Annotated in this window: 26 protein-coding genes and 1 riboswitch; of the genes, 13 read left to right on the forward strand and 13 right to left on the reverse strand. The window is 68.5% G+C overall.

The features are described 5' to 3' along the window. Positions 1-77 precede the first annotated feature (77 nt). From JL475_RS03430 to rplI, 3 genes are read left to right on the forward strand one after another with little or no spacing between them, the layout of a single operon-like run. Positions 78-653 carry a single-stranded DNA-binding protein gene (locus JL475_RS03430; protein ID WP_202275079.1) on the forward strand — a complete coding sequence of 192 codons (576 nt, stop codon included), beginning with the start codon at positions 78-80 and terminating at the stop codon, positions 651-653. 42 nt (positions 654-695) lie between these two features. After that, complete coding sequence (rpsR, locus tag JL475_RS03435) at positions 696-932, forward strand: 30S ribosomal protein S18 (protein ID WP_003949403.1); 237 nt, start codon at positions 696-698, stop codon at positions 930-932. An 18-nt stretch (positions 933-950) separates the two neighbouring features. Beyond that, positions 951-1,397 (forward strand): 50S ribosomal protein L9, encoded by a 447-nt coding sequence (gene rplI / locus JL475_RS03440; protein ID WP_202275081.1) that lies wholly within the window; start codon positions 951-953, stop codon positions 1,395-1,397. A 98-nt stretch (positions 1,398-1,495) separates the two neighbouring features. Here rplI and JL475_RS03445 read toward each other — a convergent pair whose 3' ends face one another. Beyond that, positions 1,496-2,833, reverse strand: coding sequence for an MATE family efflux transporter (locus tag JL475_RS03445; protein WP_202275083.1), 1,338 nt, complete (start codon positions 2,831-2,833; stop codon positions 1,496-1,498). Positions 2,834-3,291: 458 nt separating this feature from the next. Here JL475_RS03445 and dnaB point away from each other — a divergent pair, with 458 nt between their 5' ends. After that, entirely contained in the window at positions 3,292-4,770 is a 1,479-nt protein-coding gene (gene dnaB / locus JL475_RS03450; protein WP_202275085.1) for a replicative DNA helicase, read from the forward strand. Between the two features lie 24 nt (positions 4,771-4,794). Further along, positions 4,795-6,180 carry a serine hydrolase gene (locus tag JL475_RS03455; protein ID WP_202275087.1) on the forward strand — a complete coding sequence of 462 codons (1,386 nt, stop codon included), beginning with the start codon at positions 4,795-4,797 and terminating at the stop codon, positions 6,178-6,180. 64 nt (positions 6,181-6,244) lie between these two features. Here the strand turns inward: JL475_RS03455 and JL475_RS03460 are convergent, their stop codons facing one another. Next, complete coding sequence (locus JL475_RS03460) at positions 6,245-6,697, reverse strand: GNAT family N-acetyltransferase (protein ID WP_202275089.1); 453 nt, start codon at positions 6,695-6,697, stop codon at positions 6,245-6,247. 38 nt (positions 6,698-6,735) lie between these two features. Then, on the reverse strand, positions 6,736-7,206 hold the full coding sequence (locus JL475_RS03465; RefSeq protein WP_202275098.1) for a MarR family winged helix-turn-helix transcriptional regulator: 471 nt from the start codon (positions 7,204-7,206) through the stop codon (positions 6,736-6,738). Between the two features lie 142 nt (positions 7,207-7,348). On the opposite strand from JL475_RS03465, the gene JL475_RS03470 reads away from it, so the two are divergent. Then, on the forward strand, positions 7,349-8,557 hold the full coding sequence (locus tag JL475_RS03470) for an MFS transporter (protein WP_202275099.1): 1,209 nt from the start codon (positions 7,349-7,351) through the stop codon (positions 8,555-8,557). A 135-nt stretch (positions 8,558-8,692) separates the two neighbouring features. Further along, complete coding sequence (locus JL475_RS03475; RefSeq protein ID WP_202275100.1) at positions 8,693-9,115, forward strand: heme-binding protein; 423 nt, start codon at positions 8,693-8,695, stop codon at positions 9,113-9,115. Positions 9,116-9,180: 65 nt separating this feature from the next. Here JL475_RS03475 and JL475_RS03480 read toward each other — a convergent pair whose 3' ends face one another. The 6 genes from JL475_RS03480 to JL475_RS03505 all read right to left on the reverse strand — a co-directional run bounded on the left by JL475_RS03480 (position 9,181) and on the right by JL475_RS03505 (position 13,890). Further along, a complete protein-coding gene (locus JL475_RS03480) occupies positions 9,181-10,050 on the reverse strand; it encodes a GNAT family N-acetyltransferase (protein ID WP_202275101.1) in 870 nt (289 codons plus the stop codon). A 97-nt stretch (positions 10,051-10,147) separates the two neighbouring features. After that, entirely contained in the window at positions 10,148-10,630 is a 483-nt protein-coding gene (locus JL475_RS03485) for an NUDIX domain-containing protein (protein ID WP_109376553.1), read from the reverse strand. An 87-nt stretch (positions 10,631-10,717) separates the two neighbouring features. Continuing rightward, entirely contained in the window at positions 10,718-11,623 is a 906-nt protein-coding gene (locus JL475_RS03490) for a LysR family transcriptional regulator (protein ID WP_202275102.1), read from the reverse strand. A gap of 223 nt (positions 11,624-11,846) precedes the next feature. Next, positions 11,847-13,019, reverse strand: a complete 1,173-nt coding sequence (locus JL475_RS03495; protein WP_202275103.1) for a cystathionine gamma-lyase — start codon at positions 13,017-13,019, stop codon at positions 11,847-11,849. Continuing rightward, on the reverse strand, positions 13,016-13,507 hold the full coding sequence (locus JL475_RS03500; RefSeq protein WP_202275104.1) for a low molecular weight protein-tyrosine-phosphatase: 492 nt from the start codon (positions 13,505-13,507) through the stop codon (positions 13,016-13,018). Before JL475_RS03500 ends, JL475_RS03495 begins: the two co-directional genes overlap by 4 nt. A gap of 5 nt (positions 13,508-13,512) precedes the next feature. Continuing rightward, on the reverse strand, positions 13,513-13,890 hold the full coding sequence (locus JL475_RS03505; protein ID WP_202275105.1) for a phage holin family protein: 378 nt from the start codon (positions 13,888-13,890) through the stop codon (positions 13,513-13,515). Between the two features lie 58 nt (positions 13,891-13,948). Between JL475_RS03505 and JL475_RS03510 the strand changes: the two genes are divergently transcribed. From JL475_RS03510 to JL475_RS03525, 4 genes are all read left to right on the forward strand, one after another. Next, positions 13,949-14,266, forward strand: a complete 318-nt coding sequence (locus JL475_RS03510) for a cupin domain-containing protein (RefSeq protein WP_202275106.1) — start codon at positions 13,949-13,951, stop codon at positions 14,264-14,266. 149 nt (positions 14,267-14,415) lie between these two features. Then, on the forward strand, positions 14,416-14,628 hold the full coding sequence (locus JL475_RS03515; RefSeq protein WP_202275107.1) for a DUF5326 family protein: 213 nt from the start codon (positions 14,416-14,418) through the stop codon (positions 14,626-14,628). 303 nt (positions 14,629-14,931) lie between these two features. Further along, positions 14,932-15,657 carry an IclR family transcriptional regulator C-terminal domain-containing protein gene (locus JL475_RS03520; protein WP_307824969.1) on the forward strand — a complete coding sequence of 242 codons (726 nt, stop codon included), beginning with the start codon at positions 14,932-14,934 and terminating at the stop codon, positions 15,655-15,657. Between the two features lie 99 nt (positions 15,658-15,756). Further along, entirely contained in the window at positions 15,757-16,191 is a 435-nt protein-coding gene (locus JL475_RS03525) for an SsgA family sporulation/cell division regulator (RefSeq protein ID WP_202275109.1), read from the forward strand. Positions 16,192-16,367: 176 nt separating this feature from the next. Here the strand turns inward: JL475_RS03525 and JL475_RS03530 are convergent, their stop codons facing one another. Further along, complete coding sequence (locus JL475_RS03530) at positions 16,368-17,927, reverse strand: YibE/F family protein (RefSeq protein ID WP_237406067.1); 1,560 nt, start codon at positions 17,925-17,927, stop codon at positions 16,368-16,370. Positions 17,928-18,104: 177 nt separating this feature from the next. After that, a riboswitch (TPP riboswitch) is annotated at positions 18,105-18,295 on the forward strand. Between JL475_RS03530 and thiC the strand changes: the two genes are divergently transcribed. Both thiC and JL475_RS03540 read left to right on the forward strand, forming a co-directional pair. Further along, a complete protein-coding gene (thiC, locus tag JL475_RS03535) occupies positions 18,288-20,102 on the forward strand; it encodes a phosphomethylpyrimidine synthase ThiC (protein WP_202275113.1) in 1,815 nt (604 codons plus the stop codon). Its footprint overlaps the riboswitch before it by 8 nt. An 82-nt stretch (positions 20,103-20,184) precedes the next feature. Next, a complete protein-coding gene (locus JL475_RS03540; RefSeq protein ID WP_202275115.1) occupies positions 20,185-21,600 on the forward strand; it encodes a VWA domain-containing protein in 1,416 nt (471 codons plus the stop codon). A 131-nt stretch (positions 21,601-21,731) separates the two neighbouring features. Here the strand turns inward: JL475_RS03540 and JL475_RS03545 are convergent, their stop codons facing one another. From JL475_RS03545 to JL475_RS03555, 3 genes are all read right to left on the reverse strand, one after another. Continuing rightward, entirely contained in the window at positions 21,732-22,601 is an 870-nt protein-coding gene (locus tag JL475_RS03545; protein ID WP_202275117.1) for a hypothetical protein, read from the reverse strand. A 183-nt stretch (positions 22,602-22,784) separates the two neighbouring features. Beyond that, complete coding sequence (locus JL475_RS03550; protein WP_272932894.1) at positions 22,785-23,879, reverse strand: metallophosphoesterase; 1,095 nt, start codon at positions 23,877-23,879, stop codon at positions 22,785-22,787. 334 nt (positions 23,880-24,213) lie between these two features. Further along, positions 24,214-25,320 carry a LacI family DNA-binding transcriptional regulator gene (locus JL475_RS03555; protein WP_202275121.1) on the reverse strand — a complete coding sequence of 369 codons (1,107 nt, stop codon included), beginning with the start codon at positions 25,318-25,320 and terminating at the stop codon, positions 24,214-24,216. Positions 25,321-25,723 lie beyond the last annotated feature (403 nt).

The raw sequence follows: 25,723 nt of genomic DNA on the forward strand, positions 1-25,723 counted from the left end.
GCGTTTCCGCTCAGTCGATCTCGGGATCCGAGTAGCAGTACCAGCAGCCAGCAGCAAACCCGCCGAGAGGTTCCCCCATGGCAGGCGAGACCGTCATCACGGTCGTCGGCAACCTTGTCGATGACCCCGAGCTGCGCTTCACCCCGTCCGGTGCGGCCGTCGCGAAGTTCCGTGTCGCGTCGACTCCCCGCACCTTCGACCGCCAGACGAACGAGTGGAAGGACGGCGAGAGCCTGTTCCTGACCTGCTCGGTCTGGCGTCAGGCGGCGGAGAACGTCGCCGAGTCGCTCCAGCGAGGCATGCGCGTCGTCGTGCAGGGCCGGCTGAAGCAGCGGTCCTACGAGGACCGTGAGGGCGTCAAGCGCACGGTCTACGAACTGGACGTCGAGGAAGTCGGCGCCAGCCTGCGCAACGCCACGGCCAAGATCACCAAGACCACCGGCCGCGGTGGGCAGGGTGGTTACGGCGGAGGCGGTCAGCAGGGCGGCGGCTGGGGCGGAGGCCCCGGTGGCGGCCAGCAGGGCGGCAACGCCCCGGCCGACGATCCTTGGGCGACCGGTGGCGCTCCCGCCGGTGGCAACCAGGGCGGTGGCGGCGGCTGGGGCGGAGGCTCCGGCGGCGGTGGCGGCTACTCGGACGAGCCCCCCTTCTAGGCGGGCCGTACCCACACTTCTTGATCACACAGGAGATACACCATGGCGAAGCCGCCTGTGCGCAAGCCGAAGAAGAAGGTCTGCGCATTCTGCAAGGACAAGGTCACGTACGTGGACTACAAGGACACGAACATGCTGCGGAAGTTCATTTCCGACCGCGGCAAGATCCGTGCCCGCCGCGTGACCGGCAACTGCACGCAGCACCAGCGTGACGTCGCCACGGCCGTCAAGAACAGCCGTGAGATGGCGCTGCTGCCCTACACCTCCACCGCGCGATAAGGGAAGGGTGACCGACTCATGAAGATCATCCTCACCCACGAGGTCTCCGGCCTCGGTGCCGCGGGCGACGTCGTCGACGTCAAGGACGGTTACGCTCGCAACTACCTGGTGCCGCGGAAGCTCGCGATCCGTTGGACCAAGGGTGGCGAGAAGGACGTCGAGCAGATCCGTCGTGCTCGCAAGATCCACGAGATCCAGACCATCGAGCAGGCCAACCAGGTGAAGGCCCAGCTCGAGGGCGTCAAGGTCCGCCTCGCGGTCCGCTCCGGCAACGCCGGTCGTCTCTTCGGTTCCGTCACCCCGGCCGACGTCGCTTCCGCGATCAAGGCTTCCGGCGGTCCCCAGGTCGACAAGCGCCGCATCGAGCTGGGCACCCCGATCAAGACCCTGGGCACCCACGAGACGCACGTGCGTCTGCACCCCGAGGTTGCCGCCAAGGTCGACGTCGAGGTCGTCCCGGAGTAAGTACTGCTCGCTGAAGCAGTGAGGTGGGGGCCGCACCCTTCGGGGTGCGGCCCCCACCGTCGTTTCCCGTGGAACAACCGTCTTCCGCGGAAAACGCGTCAGCGCGTGGCGCCGGTGACGACCCACTGGCCCGAACGGGCACGGACCCACAAGGTCAGCAACCGAATGGTCATCATGAGCGTCATCGTGCCCCAGAGCGCGGTGAGACCACCCCCGAACACGGGGACCAGCAGGGCGACCGGGGTGAAGACCGCCAGGGTGATGAGCATCGCCCAGGCCAGGTACGGCCCGTCGCCCGCGCCCATCAGTACTCCGTCCAGAACGAAGACGATGCCGGAGATCGGCTGGGACAGGGCAACGAGCGCCAGAGCGGGCAGTGCCGCGTCGGTGACCGTGGAGTCGTTGGTGAACAGGGGCAGGAAAACCGGCCGGGAGAGCATCACGAGCACGCCGAGAACGACTCCGACGCCGATGCCCCACTCCACCATGCGACGGCATACCTCACGGGCGCCCTGTGCGTCGCCGGCTCCCAGATAGCGGCCGATGATGGCCTGCCCGGCGATCGCGATGGCATCCAGTGCGAAGGCGAGCAGACTCCACAGGGAGAGGATGATTTGGTGAGCCGCGATGTCGGAGTCGCCGAGTCGGGCGGCGACGGCGGTCGTGATCATGAGGATGGCCCTGAGCGAGAGAGTGCGCACCAGCAGCGGTGCGCCGGCCTGGGCAGAGGCCTTGATCCCCGTGATGTCCGGGCTCAGTGAGGCGCCGTGCCGACGTGCCCCTCTGAGCACCACGATCAGATAGACGGCGGCCATGCCGCACTGGGCGACGACCGTGCCCCAGGCGGAGCCCGCGATACCGAGGCCGGCGCCGTAGACCAGCCCGACGTTGAGGATGCCGTTGGCGACGAAGCCGGCCACGGCGACGTAGAGAGGCGTTTTTGTGTCCTGCAGTCCGCGCAGAACACCGGTCGCGGCGAGCACGATCAGCATGGCCGGTATGCCGAGAGCGGAGATGCGCAGGTAGGTGATCGCGTAGGGGGCCGCTGTGTCCGAGGCGCCGAAGAGGTCCACCAGGGCCGGTGCCGTGGGCAGGACGACAGCGATGACGGCGACACCGAGGAACAGGGCGAGCCAGATCCCGTCCATGCCCTGGCGGATGGCGGCAGGGAGATCGCCGGCGCCGACGCGCCGGGCGACGGCGGCGGTGGTGGCGTAGGCCAGGAAGACAAAGACGCTCACGGCGGTCACCAGAAGGGCCGACGCGATGCCGAGACCGGCAAGCTGTGCGGTGCCGAGATGGCCGACGATGGCGCTGTCGGCCAGGACGAAGAGGGGCTCGGCGACAAGTGCGCCGAAAGCCGGGACGGCCAGCATGACGATCTCGCGGTCGTGCTGCCGTCGGACGGCGCGTGGGCGCGCGGGGGCCTGTGTCATGCGCACCAATCTAATCGTCCACAGGTAAGAGATGCAAAGGTCTATAGACCCTTACTTGGTGGCGCAGGGTGTGTGCATGTGCACAGCGGTCGAAGGGATCTTGGCCCGTCTGGGAAAGTTTTTCTTCTGCACAGGCAGTGGACTATGAAACCCCAGGTCAACGTGTTCATTTCGGCGTCAGGGGTTCCTTGTTCACAGGGCTGTCCACCGGGTCGTGCACAGGTTTGGCGGACTTCTCCACAGCATTGGCCCGGTCGTCCACAGGGCCTGTGGATAACCAGATTGGCTGACGGTGCAGACGGGCCTACGGTGGTCCGGCGCCCGCTCCGTCCGCCGGTTTCCAAATGGCCGCAAATCCGGCGCGCGGCAACCGGAGTCGGGCGTCCTATTTGTCGGCGCCGTGCCGTAGAAAGAGGGCCACGGCTAGGTCCGCTCGGCGGACGGGAGGAGGTGGCTCGGTGAGCATTTCCGAGCCCTTGGACGACCCGTGGGCCGACAGCGGCCCCAGTGATCGTCTGCCTGCCTCCCGCCGCCGTGACGACGGAGGCAGGGGCCGCGAGGATCAGCACGACCGCGGTCGGGACTCCGGAGCGTGGGACGGCGGAGGAGCCGCGTTCGAACGGGTGCCACCGCAGGACCTGGAGGCCGAGCAGTCCGTTCTGGGCGGCATGCTGCTGTCCAAGGACGCCATCGCGGATGTCGTCGAGATCCTCAAGGGCCACGATTTCTACAAACCGGCTCACGAAACCGTCTACACGGCCATCCTCGACGTATATGCGAAGGGCGAGCCGGCCGACCCCATCACGATCGCCGCTGAGCTGACCAAACGCGGTGAGATCAACAAGGTCGGCGGGGCCTCGTATCTGCACACCCTCGTCCAGACGGTGCCCACGGCGGCCAACGCGGCGTACTACGCGGAGATCGTGCACGAGCGCGCCGTGTTGCGCCGCCTGGTCGAAGCCGGTACCCGCATCACCCAGATGGGATACGCGGCCGACGACGACGTAGACGAGATCGTCAACCGCGCGCAGGCCGAGATCTACGCCGTCACCGAACAGCGCACGAGTGAGGACTACCTGCCGCTCGGCGACATCATGGAGGGCGCGCTCGACGAGATCGAGGCGATCGGCTCGCGCAGCGGTGAGATGACCGGTGTGCCCACGGGGTTCACGGACTTCGACTCGCTCACCAATGGGCTGCATCCCGGGCAGATGATCGTCATCGCCGCGCGTCCCGCGATGGGCAAGTCGACGCTCGCGCTGGACTTCGCCCGCGCGGCGTCGATCAGGCACAACCTGCCGAGTGTCGTCTTCTCACTCGAGATGGGGCGCAATGAGATCGCGATGCGCCTGCTGTCCGCCGAGGCCCGGGTCGCCCTGCACCACATGCGGTCCGGCACGATGACCGACGAGGACTGGACCCGCCTGGCGCGTCGGATGCCGGACGTATCGGCGGCGCCGCTCTACATCGACGACTCCCCGAACCTGTCGATGATGGAGATCCGTGCCAAGTGCCGTCGGCTGAAGCAGCGCAACGACCTGAGACTGGTCGTCATCGACTACCTTCAGCTGATGCAGTCCGGCGGTTCCAAGCGAGCGGAGAGCCGTCAGCAGGAGGTCTCGGACATGTCCCGCAACCTCAAGCTGCTCGCCAAGGAACTGGAACTACCGGTCATCGCACTTTCCCAGCTCAACCGTGGTCCCGAGCAGCGCACCGACAAGAAGCCGATGGTCTCCGACCTGCGAGAGTCCGGTTCCATCGAGCAGGACGCCGACATGGTCATCCTGTTGCACCGTGAGGACGCGTACGAGAAGGAGTCCCCGCGTGCGGGTGAGGCCGACCTGATCGTGGCCAAGCACCGAAACGGCCCGACGGCGACGATCACGGTCGCCTTCCAGGGGCATTACTCACGCTTCGTGGACATGGCGCAGACCTGATCGGATTCCTGCTGAACTGAGGGCATGACGACACCTCAGGAAGAACTGCTGGCCGGTACGCGTCGGGCGTTGCTGCGCCGGATCGCCGTCGCCCAGGCCGAAGAGCGGGCCCCGTCTCTCGTCGCGACCGTGGTGCGGGACGGAGAAGCAGTGTGGACGGGTTCACGGACGTCGGTGGAGGGGAACGCGCCGGACGGGGACACGCAGTACCGGATCGGTTCCCTCACCAAGACCTTCACTGCCGTTCTGGTGCTCCGGCTGCGTGACGAGGGGGCGATCGACCTCGGCGAGCCGTTGGAGAAGTACCTGCCGGGTACGGGCGCTGGGGAGGCGACCATCGCCGAACTGCTCGCGCACACCGGTGGTCTGGCGGCTGAGACGCCGGGCCCCTGGTGGGAGCGCACTCCTGGCTCCCTGCGGCCCGACCTCGCTGACGTACTGGGCGAGCGCCCCCTGGTGCACCCGGTCGGCAGGCGGTTCCACTACTCGAACCCCGGATACGCGCTGCTCGGGGCGCTTGTGGAGAAGGTGCGCGGTGCTTCGTGGGAGGCCGTTCTCCGACGTGAAGTGCTCGAGCCCTTGAGTCTGCATCGGACAGATGTGCGCCCGCAGGAACCGTATGCGGATGGCTGGGCGGTACATCCGTGGGCGGACGTGATGCAGCGTGAGCCCGCCGAGGACCTCGGACGGATGGCGCCCGCAGGGCAACTCTGGTCCACCACGAACGACTTGGCACGCTTTGCCGCGTTTCTGGCCCATGGTGACGAGCGGGTGCTGGATATCGGGTCGTTGCGAGAGATGAGGCGGCCGGCGGCACCGGCGGAGGCGGCAGACCTGGCGAGTGGCTATGCGTACGGCTTGGGAATGGAGGTGCGTCACCGGGACGGGCGGGCTCTCATCGGGCACACCGGATCACTGCCGGGCTTCCTCGCCTGTCTTGTGATGAGCGTGGAGGACGACGTAGCCGCGGTGGTCCTGGCCAACTGCACGTCCGGACCGCTGCTGTTCCCGGTCGCCGCCGATCTCGTTCGGATCGTCGCCGAGGCGGAGCCCCGTATCCCCGTGCCCTGGCGGCCGTTGCGGGAGGCGGACTCCGCTGTGCTGGAGCTGGTGGGGCAGTGGTACTGGGGGACGCTCGGCTTTGCCCTGCGGCTGTCGGCCGACGGATTGGTGTCGCTGGAGCCGCTGTCCGGCAAGGGCCGACGCTCGAGCTTCCGGCCGAACGGCGACGGCACCTGGACAGGACTGGAGGGTTACTACGCCGGAGAACTCCTGAAGCCCGTACGGCGGCCGGACGGATCGGTGAGCCATCTGGACCTCGGGTCCTTCGTGTTCAACCGTCGGCCGTATGACGAGGAAGCTTTTGTGCCGGGCGGAGTGGATTCCGAGGGATGGCGGGGGGTCGGATAGGCCCGGTTGCACGGAAGCTTGCGCAAGGGGCCTGTTTCACGTGAAACAGGCCCCTTGTCCGCCTTCACAGTGCGAGCTTGAAACCCACGTGGGAAGCCGAGAAGCCGAGCCGCTCGTAGAAGCGGTGGGCGTCGGTGCGGGTGTTGTCGGAGGTCAGCTGGACCAACTGGCAGCCCTGGTGGCGGGACTCATCGATGGCCCACTCGATGAGCCGGGTCCCGAGGCCGCTGCTGCGCTCGTCGGTGTGGATGCGGACGCCTTCGATGATCGACCTGGTGGAGCCGCGCCGGGACAGCCCGGGGACGATCGTGAGTTGGAGCGTGCCGACGACACGGCCCTGGCGGACCGCGACGACCAGATGTTGGTTCGGATCGGAGCTGAGCCGCTCCAGAGCGGCCAGGTACGGGCGATGGTCGTCCGGCGACTCACGCTGTGCGCCCAAGGCGTCGTCCGCGAGCATGTCGACGATCGCCGGGATGTCGCCGGTGGCCGCGGGGCGTATCTCAAGATCTCCCATGGCCGCACCCTACGCAGACATGCGCCGAGGCGGTTGCCTCATGCGGGTACCGATACCGATGTCTTCAGTGTCTCCACTGCGCGGACCAGTGGGGCGAGGTCGGGGTTCTTCGCCGCCGCGTCGAGAGCCCCGCGCAGCGCGGAGTCATTGGTCGGCCGCGCCTTCTCCAGAAGCGAAAGACCGGCCTGCGTGACGTTGGTGTAGATGCCGCGCCGGTCCGTGGGGCACAGGTAGCGCTCCAGCAGGCCGCGGTTCTCGAGCCGGGTGACCAGACGGGTGGTGGCGCTCTGGCTGAGTACGACCGCGTCGGCCACCTGCTTCATCTGGAGATGCCCCCCGACGCCGTCGTGCTGTCGGCTCAGGACGTCCAGCAGGGAGTACTCCCGCACGCTCAGATCGTGCTGGGTCTGGAGAGCCCGCTCGATATGGGCCTCGATTCTCCCGTGCAGCAACGAGAGCGCGCACCAGCCCTGAGTGAGGGCGGTCAGCGCGGGGTCCGTGGCGGTCATGGGCGTTCCCTCCGTTCAGGAGTTGCTGAGGCCAGGGTAGAGCAAGACCGAAATAGAGCGCGCTTGCAAATAGCCCGCGTATGCAACTATTGTCTTTGCCTGTAAGGCGCACGCGCAATCAGTTGAAAGGTCTGTTTCCCTCATGCCTCTCGCGCTCCTTGCCCTCGCGATCGGGGCCTTCGGGATCGGAACGACGGAGTTCGTGATCATGGGTTTGCTGCCCGAGGTCGCAGGTGACTTCGGTGTCTCCATCCCCACCGCCGGCCATCTGGTGACCGGCTACGCCCTGGGCGTCGTGTTCGGTGCCCCGCTGATGACCGTGTTCGGCACCAAGGTCTCCCGCAAGCGGATGCTGATGCTGCTGATGGGCCTGTTCATCGCCGGGAACCTGCTCTCGGCTCTGGCTCCCGTCTTCGGCGTCATGCTGCTCGGGCGGGTGATCGCCTCGCTGGCCCACGGTGCCTTCTTCGGTATCGGCTCCGTGGTCGCGGCCGACCTGGTCGCCCCCGACAAGAAGGCCGGAGCCATCGCCATGATGTTCACCGGACTGACCGTCGCCAATGTCGTCGGTGTTCCCCTGGGCACTCTCGTCGGCCAGTCCGCCGGCTGGCGCGTCACGTTCGGGATCGTCGCTGCGCTCGGTGCCGTCGGTCTGGTCGGCATCGCCAAGCTCGTTCCCGACCTGTCCCGGCCAGAGGGCGTACGGCTGCGTCATGAACTGGCCGCGTTCAAGAACGTCCAGGTCCTGCTGGCCATGGCGATGACCGTGCTGGGCTTCGGCGGTGTCTTCGCGGCCATCACCTACATCGCGCCGATGATGACGCACGTCGCCGGCTTCGCCGACGGATCCGTCACCTGGCTGCTGGTCCTCTTCGGCCTCGGCATGGTCGGGGGCAACCTCATCGGTGGCAAGTACGCGGATCGCGCCCTGATGCCCATGCTGTACGTGTCCTTGGGCGCTCTCGCCGTCGTTCTGGCGCTCTTCACGCTGACCGCGCACCACAAGGTCCTGGCGGCCGCCACGATCGTCCTGATCGGCGGCCTGGGCTTCGCCACCGTCCCGCCCCTGCAGAAGCGGGTTCTCGACCAGGCTCACGGCGCCCCCACCCTGGCCTCGGCCATGAACATCGGCGCCTTCAACCTCGGCAACGCCCTGGCCGCGTGGCTCGGTGGTTTCGTGATCGCGGCAGGGCTCGGTTACACCGCTCCCAACTGGGTCGGCGCCGTCCTCGCAGCGGGTGCCCTGGTGCTGGCCTTCGTGTCCGCCGCCCTCGAGCACCGGGACAAGGCCTCCAGCGCCCGGGTCGCAGGCCCGGCGCCCACCGGACAGCGGACCTCAGTCCCTCACTGACCCGAACGCCGGTGAGAACGAGCCCGGGGCCGTCCTCACCCTCGTCTTCGGCCGTCACCGGCCGACTTCCTCACCGCTCCCACCGACGTCACCGCTACCACCCGGCATCGCCCGTCCATCAAGGAGTACTTGCTCATGAGCACCACCACCGCTGTCGCCCCGCTCACCACCGCCGACGCCGAAGCCCTGGTCACGGCCGCACACCAGGCTGCCGAGGCCGCCGGGGTCACGGTCAGCGTGACCGTCCTGGACGCAGGAGGGCATCTGCTCGCTTTCCGGCGGGACGACTGCGCCGTGCTGATCTCCGGTGAGACCAGCACCCGCAAGGCATACACCGCACTTCAGCTGGACGCGCCCACCGCGGACCTCGTCGAGGTCGTGCAGCCGGGAGGGCTCTTCCACACCCTGCCCACCGCACTGGACCGACCGCTGCTGTTCATCGCCGGTGGTGTGCCCGTCCGGCGCGGTGGCCGTTTGATCGGAGCGGTCGGCGTCGGCGGCGGTGCGCCGGAGCAGGACCACTCCTTCGCCACGGCTGCCGTGGAGGCCCTCGTCTGACGGGCGGTCCCCCCAAGCACGCCGGTTCCCGGGACCTCCGGGAACCGGCGTCGTGTCCGGAGACCTCAGCCGGCCGCGACCGTCACGGGGGCGAACCTTCGGGTCCAGTCCCCGGGCATTTCCGCGATCCCGTACGTCATGACCGCGTTGAAGGCGATGGACGCCAGACCATGGTCCTTCGCCCAGGCCAGCAACTCTCCATGCCGTACATCGATGTCCGTTCGCAGTGGCCGGTCGGTGTGAGCGGCGAGAGAAGCGAGGAGTGCCATGGCTGTAGGGGTGTCGCGGGCGATCAGCGGGCCCACGACATGGGTGTCCATATTGGGCCACGCGGCCGCATAACCGATGATCCGGCCGTTCTCCTCGGCCACGCGCACCTGGTCGGCGAATGAGGGCAGCCGGGTGACGATGTGCGTGCGGTCCGCCCCGAACACCTCCTCATCCAGATGGAGGAGGGCGGGCAGGTCCGCGGCGGTGGCGGTGCGGGTGAAGGACCCTGGCACCTCTGCCCCGTTCGGGACGAAGTGCCCGCGGAGCATCTCCGCCCGGCCGACGACCTTGAAGCCGAGCTCTTCGTAGAGGGGGAGGCCGTTCGGTGTCGCGTGCAGTGTCAGGGGCGTGGCGCTCATCGCCGACATGACGTGACGCATCAGGCGGCGTCCGATGCCCTGGCGGGCATGCCGTTCGGCGACCAGAACCATACCGATGGCCCCGAGCGCGGGGCGCTCCTGAGGGCCGTACTCGGTGACGACGCAGGCGGTGCCCAGACCACCGTCGGGATCGTCGATCCCGTAGCCCTTCCCCGCGGAGAGAAGGAGCCCCCACTTGTGCTCCTCACGCGGCCACCCGCGATCCTCGGACAGGTCGGCGCAGGCCGAGAGATCGCGGAGGGTGAGGCGACGGATGGGCAGAGAAGCAAGGGAGGTTGTCGACACGCAGGCCAGGCTGTCCGACGGAGGCTGTCGGTGTCCACCTGTTTCCGAGATCTCCGGGAAGCCTACGAGCCGGTGCCCTCCGCGTGACGCCCGTACGTCATCCCAGGTCGGGAGCGTGCATGGCGCGTACGCCCTCGATGTTGCCGTCCAGGTAGTGCCGTAGTGACAACGGGACGAGATGGACGGAGGCGATGCCCACGCGGGTGAAGGGCACGCGGACGATCTGGTACTCGCCGGTGGGCTCGTCGACCTCCGGGCCGTGTCGCAACGACGGATCCATGGACTCCAGACGGCAGACGAAGAAATGCTGCACCTTCACACCGGTGGCGCCACCGTCCTCGCCGATGTGCTCCACCGTGTCGACGAAGCAGGGCACCACGTCGGTGATCTTGGCGCCGAGTTCCTCGTACACCTCTCGGTGCAGAGCGTCGACGACGGTCGGGTCCTCCGGCTCGACTCCTCCACCGGGGGTGACCCAGTAGGGATCCACGCCGGGCTTGGTTCGCTTGATCAGGATCAAGTGGTCACCGTCCAGCAGGACGGCACGGGCGGTGCGCTTGACCACGGGGCGGACGGTCATGGAGGAAATGTGGCCCAGCTTGTTCCACGTGAAACATCGCGACACGCCACCGGCTGGTTTTCTCGGATGAGCCGCGCGGCCGAAGGATCAGCACCAGTCGGTGGCTGTCTGCTGCAACCGCTCATGAGCGCGCGCGACATGCGGCATTGCCAGCGTGCCGTTCCGGACCGCCAGGAAGTACGTGCGCAGCGGTGGCACGGCGGGCTCGTGCAGCGCGATCACCTCTCCGTGTTCGAGTGCGGCCGTACACAGGTACCGGGGCAGTACGGCCAGCCCGGCACCCGCGGCGACGCAGGCCAGCACCGCGCGTAGATCCGGAACGATGACGGTGCCCGGGGCGGTAGGGCGTGAGTCGAAGACAGAGGCCCAGTAGCGGGAGACGAGGGGCAGTGACTCGTGCACCTCGATCACCGGGATCTGTTCCAACGCGGACCCCCCGGCGCGGTGCGGCCTGTCGGAGTCGGCTTGCTGAGCCCAGCGGGGCGCGGCGACCAGGACGTGTTCCTCGTCGCAGAGCGCGGTCGCCGAGAGTAGCGTGCCACGCGGCCGGACCGTGCTGATGACCAGATCATGTCGCCCCGCGGCCAGCCCTTCCAGCGTCTCCTCGGCGGTGCCGAAGGAAGTGCGTAAGGCGAAACCGTGGCCGTTCTCGCGGCTCAGCGCAGTGAGCGCGGGCACCGCCCGCTCGGCAGTGAATTCGAGAGGCCCTGCCAGGTGCAGTGTCCGAGAGGAGGAGTCCTCTTCGAGCCCGGTCTCGGTGATTTCCACCAGGGCGTCGAGATGCGGCGCTGCTCTGTGGGCGAGTTCGTCTCCGATGGTCGTCGGTGTCACGCCGCGGGCCTGCCGCAGGAACAGGGGCCGACCCACCTGCCGTTCCAGGGTCCGTATCTGTGAGGTCACGGCCGGCTGGGAGAGGCCGAGCAGGGCGGCGGCCCGGGTGAAGGAGCCGGCTCGGTGCACGGTCACGAAGGTCCGCAACAAGGCCAGGTCCACAGCACACCCTCCTCTTCGTCAGCCCCGTTGCTGCCCAGGCCCAACTATAAATATGTCGATAGGTCGCTGTCGCTACGGTGATTGGACACTGACACCGAGTCAACTAGCCTTGGTCACGCGGTTCTTCGCACGCAGAACCGCGGACGGTCCGAGCCACGAGGGGGGAGGCTCGGACCGTCCGTCGTCCGGAGCGGGACGCCTGTCACCTGCCCAGACGGACCAGTCAGGCGGCCGCTTCGTCCAGTGCGTGCAGCACGTCCGCCACCAGGTCGGCCGGATCCTCGGCGCCGACGGAGAAACGGATGAAGCCCTCCGGAACCGCGTCCCCGCCCCAGCGGCCGCGTCGCTCGGCCGTGGACCGCACGCCGCCGAAGCTGGTCGCGGCGTCCACGAGCCGCAGCGCGTCGAGGAAACGGTCCGCGTGCGCGCGCGTGGACAGCGTGAAGGACACCACGCACCCGAAGCGCCGCATCTGCTGCGAGGCGACCCGGTGCGAAGGATCGTCCGGCAGTCCCGGATAGCGCAGCCCCGTCACCTCGGGCCGTTCCCGCAGGGCCCGGGCGAGCGTCAGCGCGGTGGCGTTCTGCCGGTCGACCCGCAACTGGAGTGTGGCGATCGAGCGGTGCGCGAGCCATGCCTCCATGGGGCCGGGGATGGCACCGACGATCTTGCGCCAGCGGCGCACGGCGGCCATCGCCTCGGCGTCGCGGCCGGCGACGTATCCCAGGAGGACGTCCCCGTGGCCGGTGAGCTGTTTGGTTCCGCTGGCCACGGCGAAGTCGGCACCGAGCTCCAGCGGGCGCTGGCCGAGCGGTGTCGCGAGAGTGTTGTCGACGGCGACCAGTGCGCCGCGCGCGTGTGCTGCTTCCGCGAGTCGCCGCACGTCGCACACGTCGAGCCCAGGGTTCGACGGTGTCTCGATCCACAGCAGCCGCGCGCCGTCGAGGACGTCGAGCTGGGCGTCGCCGCCGGTCGGCGCGGTACGCACCTCGATGCCGTACGCCTCCAGCTGGGTGCGCACCAGGGGCAGCGCCTGATAGCCGTCGTTCGGCAGGACGACGGTGTCCCCGGTGCGCAGCTGCGAGAAGAGCACCGAGGAGATCGCGGCCATGCCCGAGGCGAACACCAGGGTCTCGGCGTCGTCCTGCCCCGGTGCCTCCAGCTCCCCGATGGCCTGTTCCAGCAGCGTCCAGGTGGGGTTCTCGTCCCGGCCGTAGGTGTAGGGGCCGGTGGGGTCGCCGGGCAGGTGGAAATGAGCGGCGAAGACGGGGCCGGGCAGGGTCGGTTCGTGCTTGACCGACTCGGGCAGCCCGGCCCGCACCGCGCGTGTGCCGTCACCGGGGAAGGGACCCCTCGGGTCCGTCCCGTGGCCGCCGTCCGTCGTGGGATCGCTCATGCCACTCGTCCTTCCGTCTGCTCGCGTACCGCGGTGAGCAGCCCGGTACTCGCTGCCTCCACCATCTCAAGACATGCGACGAAGCCGTCCGCACCTCCGTAGTACGGGTCCGGTACGTCGAGATCGTCGCCCGCCTCGGGGTCGTACGAGCGCAGCAGGCGTACCTTGTCCGCGTCCTGTGGGGTGGGTGCCAGGCGGCGCAGTGCTCCGAGGTGGCTCGTGTCGAGCGCGACGACGAGATCGAGGCGGGCGAACCACGACGGGTCGAACCGCCGGGCCGTGTGGCCCGCGGCGTAGCCGTTCTCCTCCAGAACGGCCACCGCGCGGGGATCGGCGCCGCCGCCCTCGTGCCAGCCGTGGGTGCCGGCGCTGTCCACCTCGACCGCGCCGTCGAGGCCGGCCTCCACGACACGCGTGCGGAAGACCGACTCGGCCATCGGGGAGCGGCAGATATTGCCGGTGCAGACGAAACAGACGCGGTACGTCATGGTGCTCAGTCCCCGTCGGGCAGAACGACGTTGAGGGCCCAGGAGACGACCGAGATGACCAGACCGCCCAGCACGGCCGCCCAGAAGCCCTCCACATGGAAGCTCAGGTCGAACTGGTCGGCCAGCCAGGAGGTGAGCAGCAGCATCAGCGCGTTCACCACCAGTGTGAACAACCCGAGCGTCAGGACGAGCAACGGGAGGCTCAGGAGCTGCACGATCGGCTTGACCAGGAAGTTCACCACGCCGAAGATCAACGCGACGAGTATGAGGGTGCCGATCTCCTTGCCCGTGCTGTCACCTGTGAGGGTGATCTTGTCGATCAGCCACACCGCCACCGCGAGGGCGGCGGCGTTGGCGATCGTCTTGACTACGAAATTCTTCATGTGTCTGATCGTGGCAGACAGGATCGGACATGAGCAGTGAGGCAGGGGCGGACAGGCTATGAAGGCATTCCGGCTGGACGAACTGGAGGCCGAACGCGCCGCCAACGAAGGCGCGTACCTTCAGTTCCTGCGGGAGCGGAACATGTCGGTCGGCCTGTACGCCCTGGACGCGGGCGGGCAGGATCCGCAGCAGCCGCACCACCAGGACGAGGTGTACTTCGTCGTCAGCGGCAGGGCGGCGATCACCGTCGGCATGGAGACCACGCAGGTGGCACGCGGCAGCGTGGTGTACGTGCCGGCGGGTGTCGCGCACAAGTTCCATCACATCAGTGAGGACCTGCGGGTCCTGGTGGTGTTCTCTCCCCCCGAGAGCTGAGCTGCGGTCTCGGGGTTCCCTAGGGGACCGGTCAGGGGAGGACAAGGGATCCGAGGCCCCCGGTGGGCCTCCTGGCGACCTAGCATCGAGTGCAGGACATCATTCACGCGACCCGGCACGAGACGGGCGGAGAGGTAAGGACGAAGGCGATGCGAGAGATCTTCACGGGAATGCCGTGGTGGGTGAAGTGGATCGCGGTGCCGGTCATCGCCCTGGTCGTGTTCGGGGGGCTGATAGCGAGCGTGGTCGGCTTCGTGATCGGGCTGCTCTTCAAGGTGCTGGTGTTCGCCGCCCTGGTCGGCGGACTCATCTACGTCGTACGGAAGTTCACGTCGAGTTCGTCGTCGCGCGGCGACTGGTGAGCCCCATGGGGAGCCGGTGAAGCGGTAACGGGCGACACCGGTTCCCTCGGCCGGGGGAAGTTTCCCGGACGGACCGTCCGCATGCGGTGACAGACGGTTAGAGTCCGGAACGCCACGCGGGGACAATCCCCCGCGAGCGGCGTACACCCCCACCCGTGTTCCCCCGCACGGACTGCCCCCTCGCTTCGGGAGTGCCCCTTGGCCACGGCTGACACCATCACCGCACATCTGCCCGCCGTTCCCTGCCAGCCCCATGCGCGGGCAGTCTCCGAACCGGCGCCCCCCGCCACCCTCATCGGTTCCGTGCAGCGCGCGATGCGTCTGCTCGAATCCGTCGCCGGACATGAGTACGGAGCCCCGGCCAAACAGTTGGCCCGCGAGACCGGGCTGGCCCTTCCCACGACGTACCACCTGCTGCGCACCCTTGTGCACGAGGGCTATCTGCGCCGTGACAAAGGGCTGTTCTTCCTCGGAGCTGCAGCCGACCGGCTGAGCAGCAGTGGGACCCCGCAGAAACGTCGCAGCACGGTCGTCGACGCGCTCGCGCGGTGGCGTGACGCGATCGGGGCTCCCGTGTACTACGCGGTGTACCGCGAGGGCGAGATCGACCTCGTGTGCGTCTCCGACACTCCCGGTAATCCCGCGGTCCAGGAATGGGCGGCCTTCCGGGAGACCGGCCACGCACACGCCATCGGGCAGTGCCTGCTGTCCCAGCTCGGCGAGGCCGCCCGTCGCGACCATCTCGACCGCTTCCCCGTGCAGCCCGTCACGCCGTACACCGTGCGCGACGGACACGGTCTTCTCCGGCGCCTGGAGCGGACCCGGCGCATGGAACCGGTGATCGAGCGCCAGGAATACGCCCTGGGCACGGTGTGCGCAGCCATCCCGATCACGGCCGGTGCCACGGCCGCGACGATCGCCATCTCCCTGCCCGCGGATCAGGCTCACCGGCTGCTCCCCGCCGCGCAGCAACTGCAGGCGGAAGTGGGCCGTCTGCTCGGTCCGTTGGGGCTCTCTATCACTATCTGAAAACTCACTCCTTGTGATTCACCGTGTACGTTGAGCAAGATTCACTCAGTGGTCAGGGGTCCATTCCCGGCTGGTCCGCAGCTAATGACGGGGTAGGCGATGCGCGAGTCCGTACAGGCAGAGGTCATGATGAGCTTTCTCGTGTCGGAGGAGTTGTCCTTCCGCATCCCGGTGGAGCTTCGCTATGACACCTGTGATCCCTACGCCGTGCGGCTGACCTTCCATCTTCCCGGTGACGCGCCTGTGACCTGGGCATTCGGACGAGAGCTGCTGATCGACGGCGTCGGCAGACCGTGCGGCGAGGGTGACGTGCGGGTGTCACCGGTCGAGCCCGACACGCTGGGCGAGGTGCTGATCCGGCTTCAGGTCGGTGGCGACCACGCGCTGTTCCGCTCGTCGACGGCGCCGCTGGTGGCCTTTCTGGACCGCACCGACAAGCTGGTGCCGCTGGGCCAGGAGGGAGCACTCGCCGACTTCGACGCCCATCTCGACGACGCGCTGGACCGCATCCTGGCGGAGCAGAGCGCCGGGTAAGGGGTTCCGCCACTCGGACAGCCGGTGGCGGAACCGTTCCCCGTGTTCCGCCACATCAGTGCAGGAACGCTTTTGCGCCAATGGACGAGCCGCTTCGGTGGACCGGTCACCCGGGGGCGGGGCCGCAGCCGGTCATGCGCCGGCAGGAGGCTCTCCGGCGCCGCGCCGTGACGGGGTCACCGCTTCCGGCGCCTGCCCTTCCCACCCCGCGCCGGAGCCGCCCGGACGCTCTCCCCGGGTGTCTCGGCCGCCGTACGGTCGGCCGAGACCACCAGGGCGGCCAGAGCCGTGGTGACCGGCACCGCGGCCACCAGACCGATCGAGCCGACCAGCGTACGCACGATCTCCTCCGCCACCAGCTCGCTGTTGGCGACCGTTCCCACACTGCTCTGTGCGATGGAGAACAACAGCAGCAACGGCAACGCGGCGCCCGCGTAGGCGAGAACGAGAGTGTTGACCACGGAGGCGATGTGATCGCGGCCGATGCGGATGCCCGCGCGGTACAGCCCCCGCCAGCCCATCGACGGGTTGGCCTCATGCAGTTCCCAGACGGACGATGTCTGGGTGACCGTCACATCGTCGAGCACACCGAGCGAGCCGATGATGACACCGGCCAACAGCAGGCCGCTCATGTCGATGTCGGGGTACAGACCGTGGATCAGACCGGTGTTGTCGTCGGTGTTGCCGGTCAGCGCGGCCCAGTCGATGAAGACCGAGCCCAGAATGCCGATCAGCAGCAGTGAGACCAGAGTGCCGAGCACCGCCACGGATGTGCGCGCCGACAGTCCGTGACAGAGATACAGGGCCTGCAACATGATGGCGCTCGCCCCCACCACCGCCACGGCCAATGGGTTCGACCCCTCCAGAATGGCGGGCAGGATGAAGAAGTTCAGCACCAGGAAGCTGACCGCCAGCGCGATCAGTGCCATCGCACCGCGCAGCCGCCCGACGGCCACGACGGCGACCGCGAAGATGCCGGCGAGCAGGGCCATGGGGAGGCGCCGGTTCACGTCGGTGACCGAGTACTGCAGGTCCTTCGGAGCGGAGGGTTCGTAGGCGACCACGACCTCCTGACCCTCGCTCAGCTGACGGGACTGGTCCGGCTGCACGATTTCGGTGAACGTACGGCCCTGGTCCTTGCCGCTGTCGACCCGGATCGTCGCTCTCTTGCACGTGCCGTCCGCCTGCTGTTGCGCGGAGGAGCCCTCGGCCGTCGAGGTGTCGCCGGTCGGGACGCCTCCGGAAGCGTTGACGGAGGAACAGCTCACCTCGACCACCTTGGTGACCGTGGCCTGCTGCGTCTGCCGGTCGAAACCGACGCCGGTGCGCTCGTGCCCCGGCGCACCGCCCGGCCACAGCACAACGAGGCCGATCAGCACCGCCGCGGTGAACGGGATGAGGACCGCCGCGATGACCTTGCGCAGGTGCTTCGAGACGGGGGCGGCGGGGCCGTGACTGTGGCTGTGCCCGTGTGAGTGGCCGTGCCCGCCGCCGAAGTCCGGGCTGTGATCGTGTCCGTCGCCGCCCGGAGGGGGGCCGCCGTGGCCGCCGCCGCCCGGGCCCCGGTCGGGGTGGTCGCCGTCCGGCTCCGGGCCCCGGCCGTGACCTTGTCCCCGCGCTTGCCCCGTTCCCTGCCTCCGCGGCCCCTGCCCCTGGCTCGGGTGGCCGGTGCCGGGCCCGCGCCCGAACCAGTCTCCGGAACCGGGGCTGTCTCCCTGGCCGTCCCCACGGCCCATGCTGTTGCCGGCTGCGGGCTCTCTGCCACGGCCGCCGCCGTTTCGAGCGCCGGAGCCGAGGGGTGGTTCGGGCGGTGGGTACGGGGGATGTTGCGTCGAGGTCACCGCCCGATCATCGCAAGAACAACGAGGGCCCTCTGGTCACCGCGCCAGAATTGACGCTAGCGTGAGGGCACCTTTTGTACACGCGGGAGCTCGGAGCACCGGGCTGAGAGGGCGCTGACCTCCGTCCCAACGACGTTTCACATGAAACATCACTGCTGTCCGAGTGATGTTCCCCACGGAACGCCGACCGACGGAAACCGCTGCGTCGACCGCTGAACCTGTTACCGGGTAATGCCGGCGTAGGGAGTAGGTCTCATGACCAACAAGGACGCACGCACGCCTGCCTCCACGCAGAACCCGACGGAGACGTCGGAGCAGAAGGAAGCCGGGAAGTCCATCGGCTGGCACAAGGCGTACGTCGAGGGCACGCGCCCCGATCTACGGGTGCCGGTCCGCCAGGTGCACCTCACCAACGGCCAGTCGGTCACGCTGTACGACACATCGGGCCCGTACACCGACCCCCTGGTCGACACCGATGTACGCAGGGGGCTGGCGCCGCTGCGGGAGAACTGGATCATCGCGCGCGGCGACACCGAGGACTACGCGGGCCGTCCCGTCCGCCCCGAGGACGACGGGATCAAGCACACCTCACCGCGCGGCGGCCTGCGCAACCTCGACGCGGTGTTCCCGGGTCGGCCCCGTCAGCCGCGCCGCGGCCGCGCGGGTGAGGCGGTCACGCAGCTGGCGTACGCACGCCGCGGCGAGATCACGCCCGAGATGGAGTACGTGGCCCTCCGGGAGAACGTGTCGCCGGAGGTCGTGCGTGAGGAGATCGCGGCAGGCCGCGCGGTGCTGCCCGCCAACGTCAATCATCCGGAGATCGAGCCGATGATCATCGGCAAGCGGTTCCTGGTGAAGGTCAACGCCAACATCGGGAACTCCGCGGTGACCTCCTCCATCGAGGAGGAGGTGGAGAAGATGACCTGGGCGACCCGCTGGGGCGCCGACACCGTCATGGACCTGTCCACCGGCCGCAATATCCACACCACCCGGGAGTGGGTGCTGCGCAACTCCCCCGTCCCCATCGGCACCGTGCCGCTCTACCAGGCGTTGGAGAAGGTCGACGGCAGGGCCGAGGAGCTGACCTGGGAGATCTACAAGGACACGGTCGTCGAGCAGGCCGAGCAGGGTGTGGACTACATGACGGTTCATGCGGGCGTACGGCTGGCGTATGTGCCGCTGACCGCCAACCGCAAGACGGGCATCGTCTCGCGGGGTGGCTCGATCATGGCGGCGTGGTGTCTGGCGCACCACAAGGAGTCGTTCCTGTACGAGAACTTCGAGGAACTCTGCGAGATCCTCGCGACGTACGACGTCACGTACTCGCTCGGCGACGGGCTTCGGCCGGGGTCGATCGCGGACGCCAACGACCAGGCTCAGTTCGCTGAGTTGCGCACACTCGGGGAACTCAACCGGATCGCGAAGCGTTTGAATGTGCAGACCATGATCGAGGGACCGGGACATGTCCCGATGCACAAGATCAAGGAGAACATCGACCTCCAGCAGGAGATCTGCGAGGAGGCCCCGTTCTATACGCTCGGCCCGCTGACGACGGACGTCGCGCCCGCGTACGACCACATCACCTCCGGTATCGGTGCCGCGATGATCGCCTGGTGGGGTACCGCCATGCTCTGTTACGTCACACCCAAGGAGCATCTCGGCCTGCCCAACCGTGATGACGTCAAGACCGGTGTCATCACCTACAAGATCGCCGCCCATGCCGCCGACCTGGCCAAGGGGCATCCGGGTGCGCAGGAGTGGGACGATGCGTTGTCCGACGCGCGCTTCGAGTTCCGTTGGGAGGACCAGTTCAACCTCGCCCTCGACCCGGACACGGCACGGGAGCTCCACGACGAGACCCTTCCGGCGGAGCCCGCCAAGACCGCACACTTCTGCTCGATGTGCGGGCCGAAGTTCTGTTCCATGAAGATCAGCCAGAGCATCACGGAGCGGTTCGGCGGTGCCTCGCCGGAGGGCGCCTCGGCCGAGGAGATCGCCGAGGGGATGCTGCAGAAGTCGAAGGAGTTCGCGGAGGCGGGCAACCGCGTGTACCTGCCGCTGACGGACTGAACCGACTGAACGGGCGAGGGGGCGGGTCGTTCGGGCCCGCCCCTCTCGCCGCCCGTGGGGACGGATCGGCAGACTGTGTGCCATGACAGCGCAATCAATGAGCAAGGGGTCCAACCTTCCCGTCGATGCCCCGGTGGTGCGCGTCGAGCTTGCTCGAACCGCCGGGGCCGGTGTGCCCGACATCGACGCGTCGGCTCTCCTGCTCACGGCGGCCGGACGGGTGCGGGACGACGGCGACTTCGTCTTCTACAACCAGCCGAGGCACGCCTCCAACGCTGTGACACATCTGGGAAAACGGAGCGCCGTCGGCGCCGCGACCGACACGGTCGAGGTCGACCTGAGCCTGCTGGAACCGGACGTCGAGCGGATCGCGCTGTGTGCGTCGTCCGACGGCGGGACCTTCGGCCAGGTCCCGGGGCTGCTGCTCAGGCTGATCGACGCCGGAGCGGGGACCGAGATCGCCCGGTTCGACATGGTGGCTGACACGGAGACCGCGTTCATCGGTGGCGAGCTGTACCGGCGCCAGGGGAAGTGGAAGTTCCGCGCGGTGGGCCAGGGGTACGCCTCCGGGCTCGCGGGGCTGGCCACCGACTTCGGTATCACCGTGGACGACGCTCCCCCGGCGGCTCCCGCCGCCGTGCCTCCGATCGTCGCGTCCCCCGTCACGCCTGCCGCCTCCGCTCCGGTACCTCCTGCTCCGGCTCCTCCGGTTCCGGCCGCTCCGCGCCTCACCAAGGGAGAGGAGCGGCTGCCCGTGGACATGCGCAAGCGGCTGTCGCTGCGCAAGGAGCAGGTGGCCGTCAGTCTGAGCAAGCACGGGGCCGCCGAGATCACCGCGCGCGTCATCCTCGTACTGGACGCCTCGGGCTCCATGGCACCCCAGTACTCCAGGGGAGTCGTGGCGGACGTCGTCGAGCGCATGGCCGCGGTCGCCGCACAGTTGGACGACGACGGTGAGATGCAGGCCTGGACCTTCGCCTCGCATCCGGCACGGCTGCCGGACCTGCGGCTGGGCGAGCTGCCCGACTGGCTCCGGCTGCACGTGCGGGTGGGGGAGATGAGCCTCTTCCGGCGCGGGCGGAAGAAGGGCCTGGACCCGCGCCAGGTCGACATGCGGGAGGTCGGCATCCAGAACGAGGAACAGAAGGTCATCGCCGAGGTCCGCTCGTTCGTCGGGAACAATCCCGCGGCGGCCCCGACGCTCGTGCTGTTCTTCTCCGACGGCGGGGTCTACCGGAATGCCGAGATCGAGCGGGAGCTCCGCGAAGCGGTGGAGGAACCCGTCTTCTGGCAGTTCGTGGGGCTCGGACGGTCGAACTACGGTGTGCTGGAACGATTCGACACGCTGCCCGGACGCCGCGTCGACAACGTCGGGTTCTTCGCCGTCGACGACATCAGCACCGTGCCGGACCCGGAGTTGTACGACCGTCTGCTGTCCGAGTTCCCGCTGTGGATCACAGCTGCGAGCCGGGCGGGCATTCTACGACCAGGGGCATGACCTGACCCGGGCATGACCTGACCTGGGCACCCGGCACACGCTCCCCGTCGGGGAGCCTCTCGAGAGGGCTCCGCCGGTGAGGACGCGCCGACCGACGACTCCGGACTCGGGCCGGTACTTCGGCCGTTCGATTACTCGGGCTGGTGTTCCGGCCCCCCGAAGTCCGGGCTGCTGTAGTCCGGACTCGAGTAGCTCGGCCGCGGGCCGCGGGTCGGGCCTTGGCCGGGGCTGGTGAATCCCGGCCGGTGGTAGCCGAGGTTCGGGATACGGCCGGTCGGTTCGGACGGTGTCGCGTAGCGCAGTGCGGCTGCCGTGCCGGGATCGGTGAGAGCGTCTCGCAGGAACGGCATGATCCCCCGCTCGAGCAGTGCCTCGTGCCAGGCCTCCCTGGCCAGGGCCAACTCCTTGTCGACTTCCAGGTACGGCCCGCTCCGGGCCGAGGGCTTGTTGCGCAGCGCGGTGAGGAGCAGGCCCACGGCGGCGACCAGGATGGCGACCGCGGTCACGGCGCCGAACGTCCAGCCCGTGGTGAGCATGGTCCGGGCGAAGGCCGCGCTGGGGTCGAGCATGCGCAGGAGGTAGCCGACGAGCAGGAATATCGCGGCCGCCGTTCCGGCCAGGACGGGTGCCAGAACGGCGATGACGGCGACCGCACCCGCGCCGGCGGTCTCGGCGACCTCCCCCATGGCGGCGGCGAGCCCCGCTGCGCCGGGTTCCGGCTCGGAGGGGCCCGACTCGCGCACGGCCGGGGTGGCCGACGCCGACGGCCGGCGCAGTTCCTCGCGGACCTTGATGTAGTGCTGGTACTCGGTCGCCGCGGCCGCCGTGATGATCGCGGTGGCATTGAGCGCCATGGTGCGCAGTTGTTCGGAGTTGAGCCGCTGACCGACAGCGGTCAGTTCCGGGCGGTGTGGTGCGGAGCGCAGCACCTCATCGAGAATCCGCTCGTATTCCTGGCGGTCCTCGGTCAAAAGGTGCTGCGGAACGCTGTTCATGTGCATCCCCCGATGCTCCGTAGGGCTTGTGGCTCGGCATGCTGACGAGCCGTTGGGCAGAAACGGAGGGGAGCCTGCTACGGATAATCCGATGGTAGAGCGCTGACGGTGCGCCGTGACAGGGGGTTTACCGAAATTGGCCGCTGCCCGGTGCGGTCCCGGGCCGGTGACGCTCGGCCCGGTGCCCGTTCACTTGGCGAGTGGCAGCTTCTGGACCAGCAGTTTTCCGGCCATCGTCACGCCGCCGTCCATCGCGATGGCCAGTCCCTCGGCGTAGACGTGCGGACCCTCGACGACGGGACCGCTGTCGTCCCCGCCGTCCTCGGAGCCGACTTCGCCCAGCAGGTACGGAATGGGGCTGTGGCCGTGAACGACCCGGGTGCCACCGTACGTATTCAGCAGGGAGCGCACCGCTTCGGCGCCGCCCTCGTCACGGAAGGAGAACCGCTTGGTGAACTTGCGGAACAGGTCCCAGACCTCGTCGGCGTCGTTGCGGGTGATCGTCTCGCGGACGGTGTCGTTGACCTCTTCGATGGAGCGGCCGTAGTCGAGGTAGGCGGTGGTGTCGGAATGCAGCAGGAGATGGTCGTCGACGGTCTCGACGGCGTCCAGGCGGGCCATCCACTGCAGGTGGTGGTCCTGGAGCCGGTCCATGTCGGCTTTCTGTCCGCCGTTGAGGAGCCAGGCCGCCTGGAAGGTGGCGGTGCCCGCACCGGAGTTGACGGGGGTGTCGCCGAACCGCTTGGCGCCGAGCAGCAGCAGTTCGTGGTTGCCCATCAGGGCCTTGCAGTAGCCGCCGGCCGCGGCGGCCTCGGCGGACAGCCGCATCACGAGATCGATGACGCCGATGCCGTCCGGTCCCCGGTCGGTGAAGTCGCCGAGGAACCACAGCCGTGCGGGGCCGGCGCACCACTGGCCCGCGGAGTCGATGAGGCCCTGCTCCTGGAGGGCGGTGACCAACTCGTCGAGGTACCCGTGGACGTCACCGACCACGTACAGCGGGCCGGGCCCGGTGGGGGGCTGTGGGGCGGAGACGGAGGCGGGGTCGACGATCACCTGCACAGTGTCACCCCGATTGATGACCGGGAGGTCCCGACGCGTGGGTGTGTATCCCTCCGGCAGGCTCTCCGAGGTCGGCGGGGCCGCCGCGTCACCGGGGTGCATGCTGTGGGCGTACGGACCGGTCTCGTGGATGTACGCGGGCACCCGGAAGTCGCGCACCGTCGGTGTGCGCTCCACCCCGGGTCCCTGACCGGCCCCCTGAGTCATCGACCCCTCCACCATCAAGCCGCAACTGCACCGCGTCGGACTGCCTGGTCGCAGCGGCCCGCGGTGTCGTGGGCCCATCATAGGAACGCGGATCGTGCCATGTGATGACCCAGGGGTGGTGAATCGGAGCAAGACGCCGACTCGCCGCGCCTTTCGCCCCATTTGTACAGATCTTCGCCCGCAGTGAGGCCACCCGTCCGCGCCGACTCCTCCTGGGATCGCGTACGTCCGTATTCGGGCAGCGGGCCCACTCCCGTGAGCGGCGGCTCCCGGAGGGGGAGCCGCGGCTTCACTCCTCCGGGAGCCGGGCCCGGTCGCCCTTTCCGAGGACCCGCGGTTTTTCTGCCGGTCAGGCCGGCGACCGCGGCGGGCTGACCGTCGTGCGCGGTGGTCGGCGCTGCGACGAGGTGCGCACGATCAGCTCGGTGGGTATCACCTGCGCCACCGTGTGTTCCGGATCGATCCCCTCGATGGCGTCGATGAGCAGCTGGACCACAGCCGTGCCGATGCGGCGTGGTTTGAGCGAGAGTGTGGTGACGGGCGGCTCGGTGTTGGCGTAGACGGTGGACTCGCTGCAGCAGACGAGCAGCAGGTCGTCCGGGACGCGCAGGCCGTAGCGGCGCGCGGCGGCGAGCAGATCGGTGCCGTTGGGATCGAACAGGCCGTAGACGGCGTCGGGACGGTCGGGGCGGGCGAGCAGCCGGTCGGCGGCGACGGCGCCGGCGCACGGATCGTGTGCCGGATAGGACTCATACACCGGGTCCTGGCCGACGCGCTCGCACCAGTGTAGATACGCGGTGGTCGACAGGTGGGTGTAGGTGTCGGTCGTGGTCCCGGTCAGCAGGCCGATGCGGCGGGCGCCCGCGGCGGCCAGGTGGTCGAGGATGCCGAGCACTGCGGCCTCGTGGTCGTTGTCCACCCAGGCCGTGACCGGGAGCGAACCGGCCGGGCGGCCGTCGGAGACGACAGGTAAACCCTGCCGGACCAGTTCACTGACGACCGGATCCTGGTCCGAGGGATCGATGACGACCGTGCCGTCCAGAGCGACGTTGGACCACACGTCGTGTCGGGAGGTCGCGGGGAGGATCACGAGGGCGTAGCCGCGGGCGAGCGCGGCCGAGGTGGCGGCACGCGCCATCTCGGCGAAGTACGCGAACTCGGTGAAGGTGAAAGGCTCTTCCCCGTATGTCGTCACGGTCAGGCCGATGAGTCCCGACTTGCCGGTACGGAGCGTGCGGGCGGCGGCCGAGGGACGGTAGCCCAGTCTGTCGGCGACCTCGCGGACGTGGCGCCGGGTGGCGTCCGGGAGCCTGCCCTTGCCGTTGAGGGCATCGGAGACGGTCGTGATGGAGACTCCGGCGGCGGCGGCCACGTCCCTGATGCCCGCTCGACCCGGCTTGCTGCCTCGGCGTGAGGTTTCCGCGCGGCTCACCTGGTGCTTCCCTGCTGCTGTCATGGCGAGCCGATAGTAGGGCTCATGCGGTGGGGTAGGGCGGACGCATATGCATGCATTGACAGGCACGTTTCTGCATGATCATTAAAGGGTAAGTTCCTTGCAAAGCAAGGATGTTGAACGTTCCAATGCCAAGACCTGACGTGTCGGCGCATGCGGGCCTGTCGAGGGGGCGATGTTGCGAAGAGGTCTCAACTCACCTGCACGGGGGATGCGCGCCACGGCGCGAGCCACCGGCGCGTAGATATATGTGCGGCGCGCCCCCCGGCCCGGACGCCCTTTGTGTGCCTTCACACGGTGATGCCCCTGTTGCTGAAGGGGCAGATGGTACGGAGGCGACTTCTGCTGCCGCTGCACGCGTACACGCGGCGGCGTTTCCGCGCAGCGGCGTCTCTACTCCGTCGCG

Source organism: Streptomyces sp. M2CJ-2 (genome assembly GCF_016757295.1).
In the GTDB taxonomy this organism is placed as follows: domain Bacteria; phylum Actinomycetota; class Actinomycetes; order Streptomycetales; family Streptomycetaceae; genus Streptomyces.

What these genes read in the sequence shown, in the direction of transcription:
- JL475_RS03525 (WP_202275109.1), top strand. Translation starts at nt 15,757, where the DNA reads ATGCGCGAGTCCGTACAGGCAGAGGTCATGATGAGCTTTCTCGTGTCG.
- rplI (WP_202275081.1), top strand. Translation starts at nt 951, where the DNA reads ATGAAGATCATCCTCACCCACGAGGTCTCCGGCCTCGGTGCCGCGGGC.
- JL475_RS03465 (WP_202275098.1), bottom strand. Translation starts at nt 7,206, where the DNA reads ATGACCGCCACGGACCCCGCGCTGACCGCCCTCACTCAGGGCTGGTGC.
- rpsR (WP_003949403.1), top strand. Translation starts at nt 696, where the DNA reads ATGGCGAAGCCGCCTGTGCGCAAGCCGAAGAAGAAGGTCTGCGCATTC.
- thiC (WP_202275113.1), top strand. Translation starts at nt 18,288, where the DNA reads ATGACCAACAAGGACGCACGCACGCCTGCCTCCACGCAGAACCCGACG.
- JL475_RS03540 (WP_202275115.1), top strand. Translation starts at nt 20,185, where the DNA reads ATGACAGCGCAATCAATGAGCAAGGGGTCCAACCTTCCCGTCGATGCC.
- JL475_RS03475 (WP_202275100.1), top strand. Translation starts at nt 8,693, where the DNA reads ATGAGCACCACCACCGCTGTCGCCCCGCTCACCACCGCCGACGCCGAA.
- JL475_RS03455 (WP_202275087.1), top strand. Translation starts at nt 4,795, where the DNA reads ATGACGACACCTCAGGAAGAACTGCTGGCCGGTACGCGTCGGGCGTTG.
- JL475_RS03485 (WP_109376553.1), bottom strand. Translation starts at nt 10,630, where the DNA reads ATGACCGTCCGCCCCGTGGTCAAGCGCACCGCCCGTGCCGTCCTGCTG.
- JL475_RS03555 (WP_202275121.1), bottom strand. Translation starts at nt 25,320, where the DNA reads ATGACAGCAGCAGGGAAGCACCAGGTGAGCCGCGCGGAAACCTCACGC.
- JL475_RS03500 (WP_202275104.1), bottom strand. Translation starts at nt 13,507, where the DNA reads ATGACGTACCGCGTCTGTTTCGTCTGCACCGGCAATATCTGCCGCTCC.
- JL475_RS03545 (WP_202275117.1), bottom strand. Translation starts at nt 22,601, where the DNA reads ATGCACATGAACAGCGTTCCGCAGCACCTTTTGACCGAGGACCGCCAG.
- JL475_RS03495 (WP_202275103.1), bottom strand. Translation starts at nt 13,019, where the DNA reads ATGAGCGATCCCACGACGGACGGCGGCCACGGGACGGACCCGAGGGGT.
- JL475_RS03530 (WP_237406067.1), bottom strand. Translation starts at nt 17,927, where the DNA reads ATGGGCCGTGGGGACGGCCAGGGAGACAGCCCCGGTTCCGGAGACTGG.
- JL475_RS03460 (WP_202275089.1), bottom strand. Translation starts at nt 6,697, where the DNA reads ATGGGAGATCTTGAGATACGCCCCGCGGCCACCGGCGACATCCCGGCG.
- JL475_RS03515 (WP_202275107.1), top strand. Translation starts at nt 14,416, where the DNA reads ATGCGAGAGATCTTCACGGGAATGCCGTGGTGGGTGAAGTGGATCGCG.
- JL475_RS03550 (WP_272932894.1), bottom strand. Translation starts at nt 23,879, where the DNA reads ATGGTGGAGGGGTCGATGACTCAGGGGGCCGGTCAGGGACCCGGGGTG.
- JL475_RS03445 (WP_202275083.1), bottom strand. Translation starts at nt 2,833, where the DNA reads ATGACACAGGCCCCCGCGCGCCCACGCGCCGTCCGACGGCAGCACGAC.
- JL475_RS03510 (WP_202275106.1), top strand. Translation starts at nt 13,949, where the DNA reads ATGAAGGCATTCCGGCTGGACGAACTGGAGGCCGAACGCGCCGCCAAC.
- JL475_RS03505 (WP_202275105.1), bottom strand. Translation starts at nt 13,890, where the DNA reads ATGAAGAATTTCGTAGTCAAGACGATCGCCAACGCCGCCGCCCTCGCG.
- JL475_RS03430 (WP_202275079.1), top strand. Translation starts at nt 78, where the DNA reads ATGGCAGGCGAGACCGTCATCACGGTCGTCGGCAACCTTGTCGATGAC.
- JL475_RS03470 (WP_202275099.1), top strand. Translation starts at nt 7,349, where the DNA reads ATGCCTCTCGCGCTCCTTGCCCTCGCGATCGGGGCCTTCGGGATCGGA.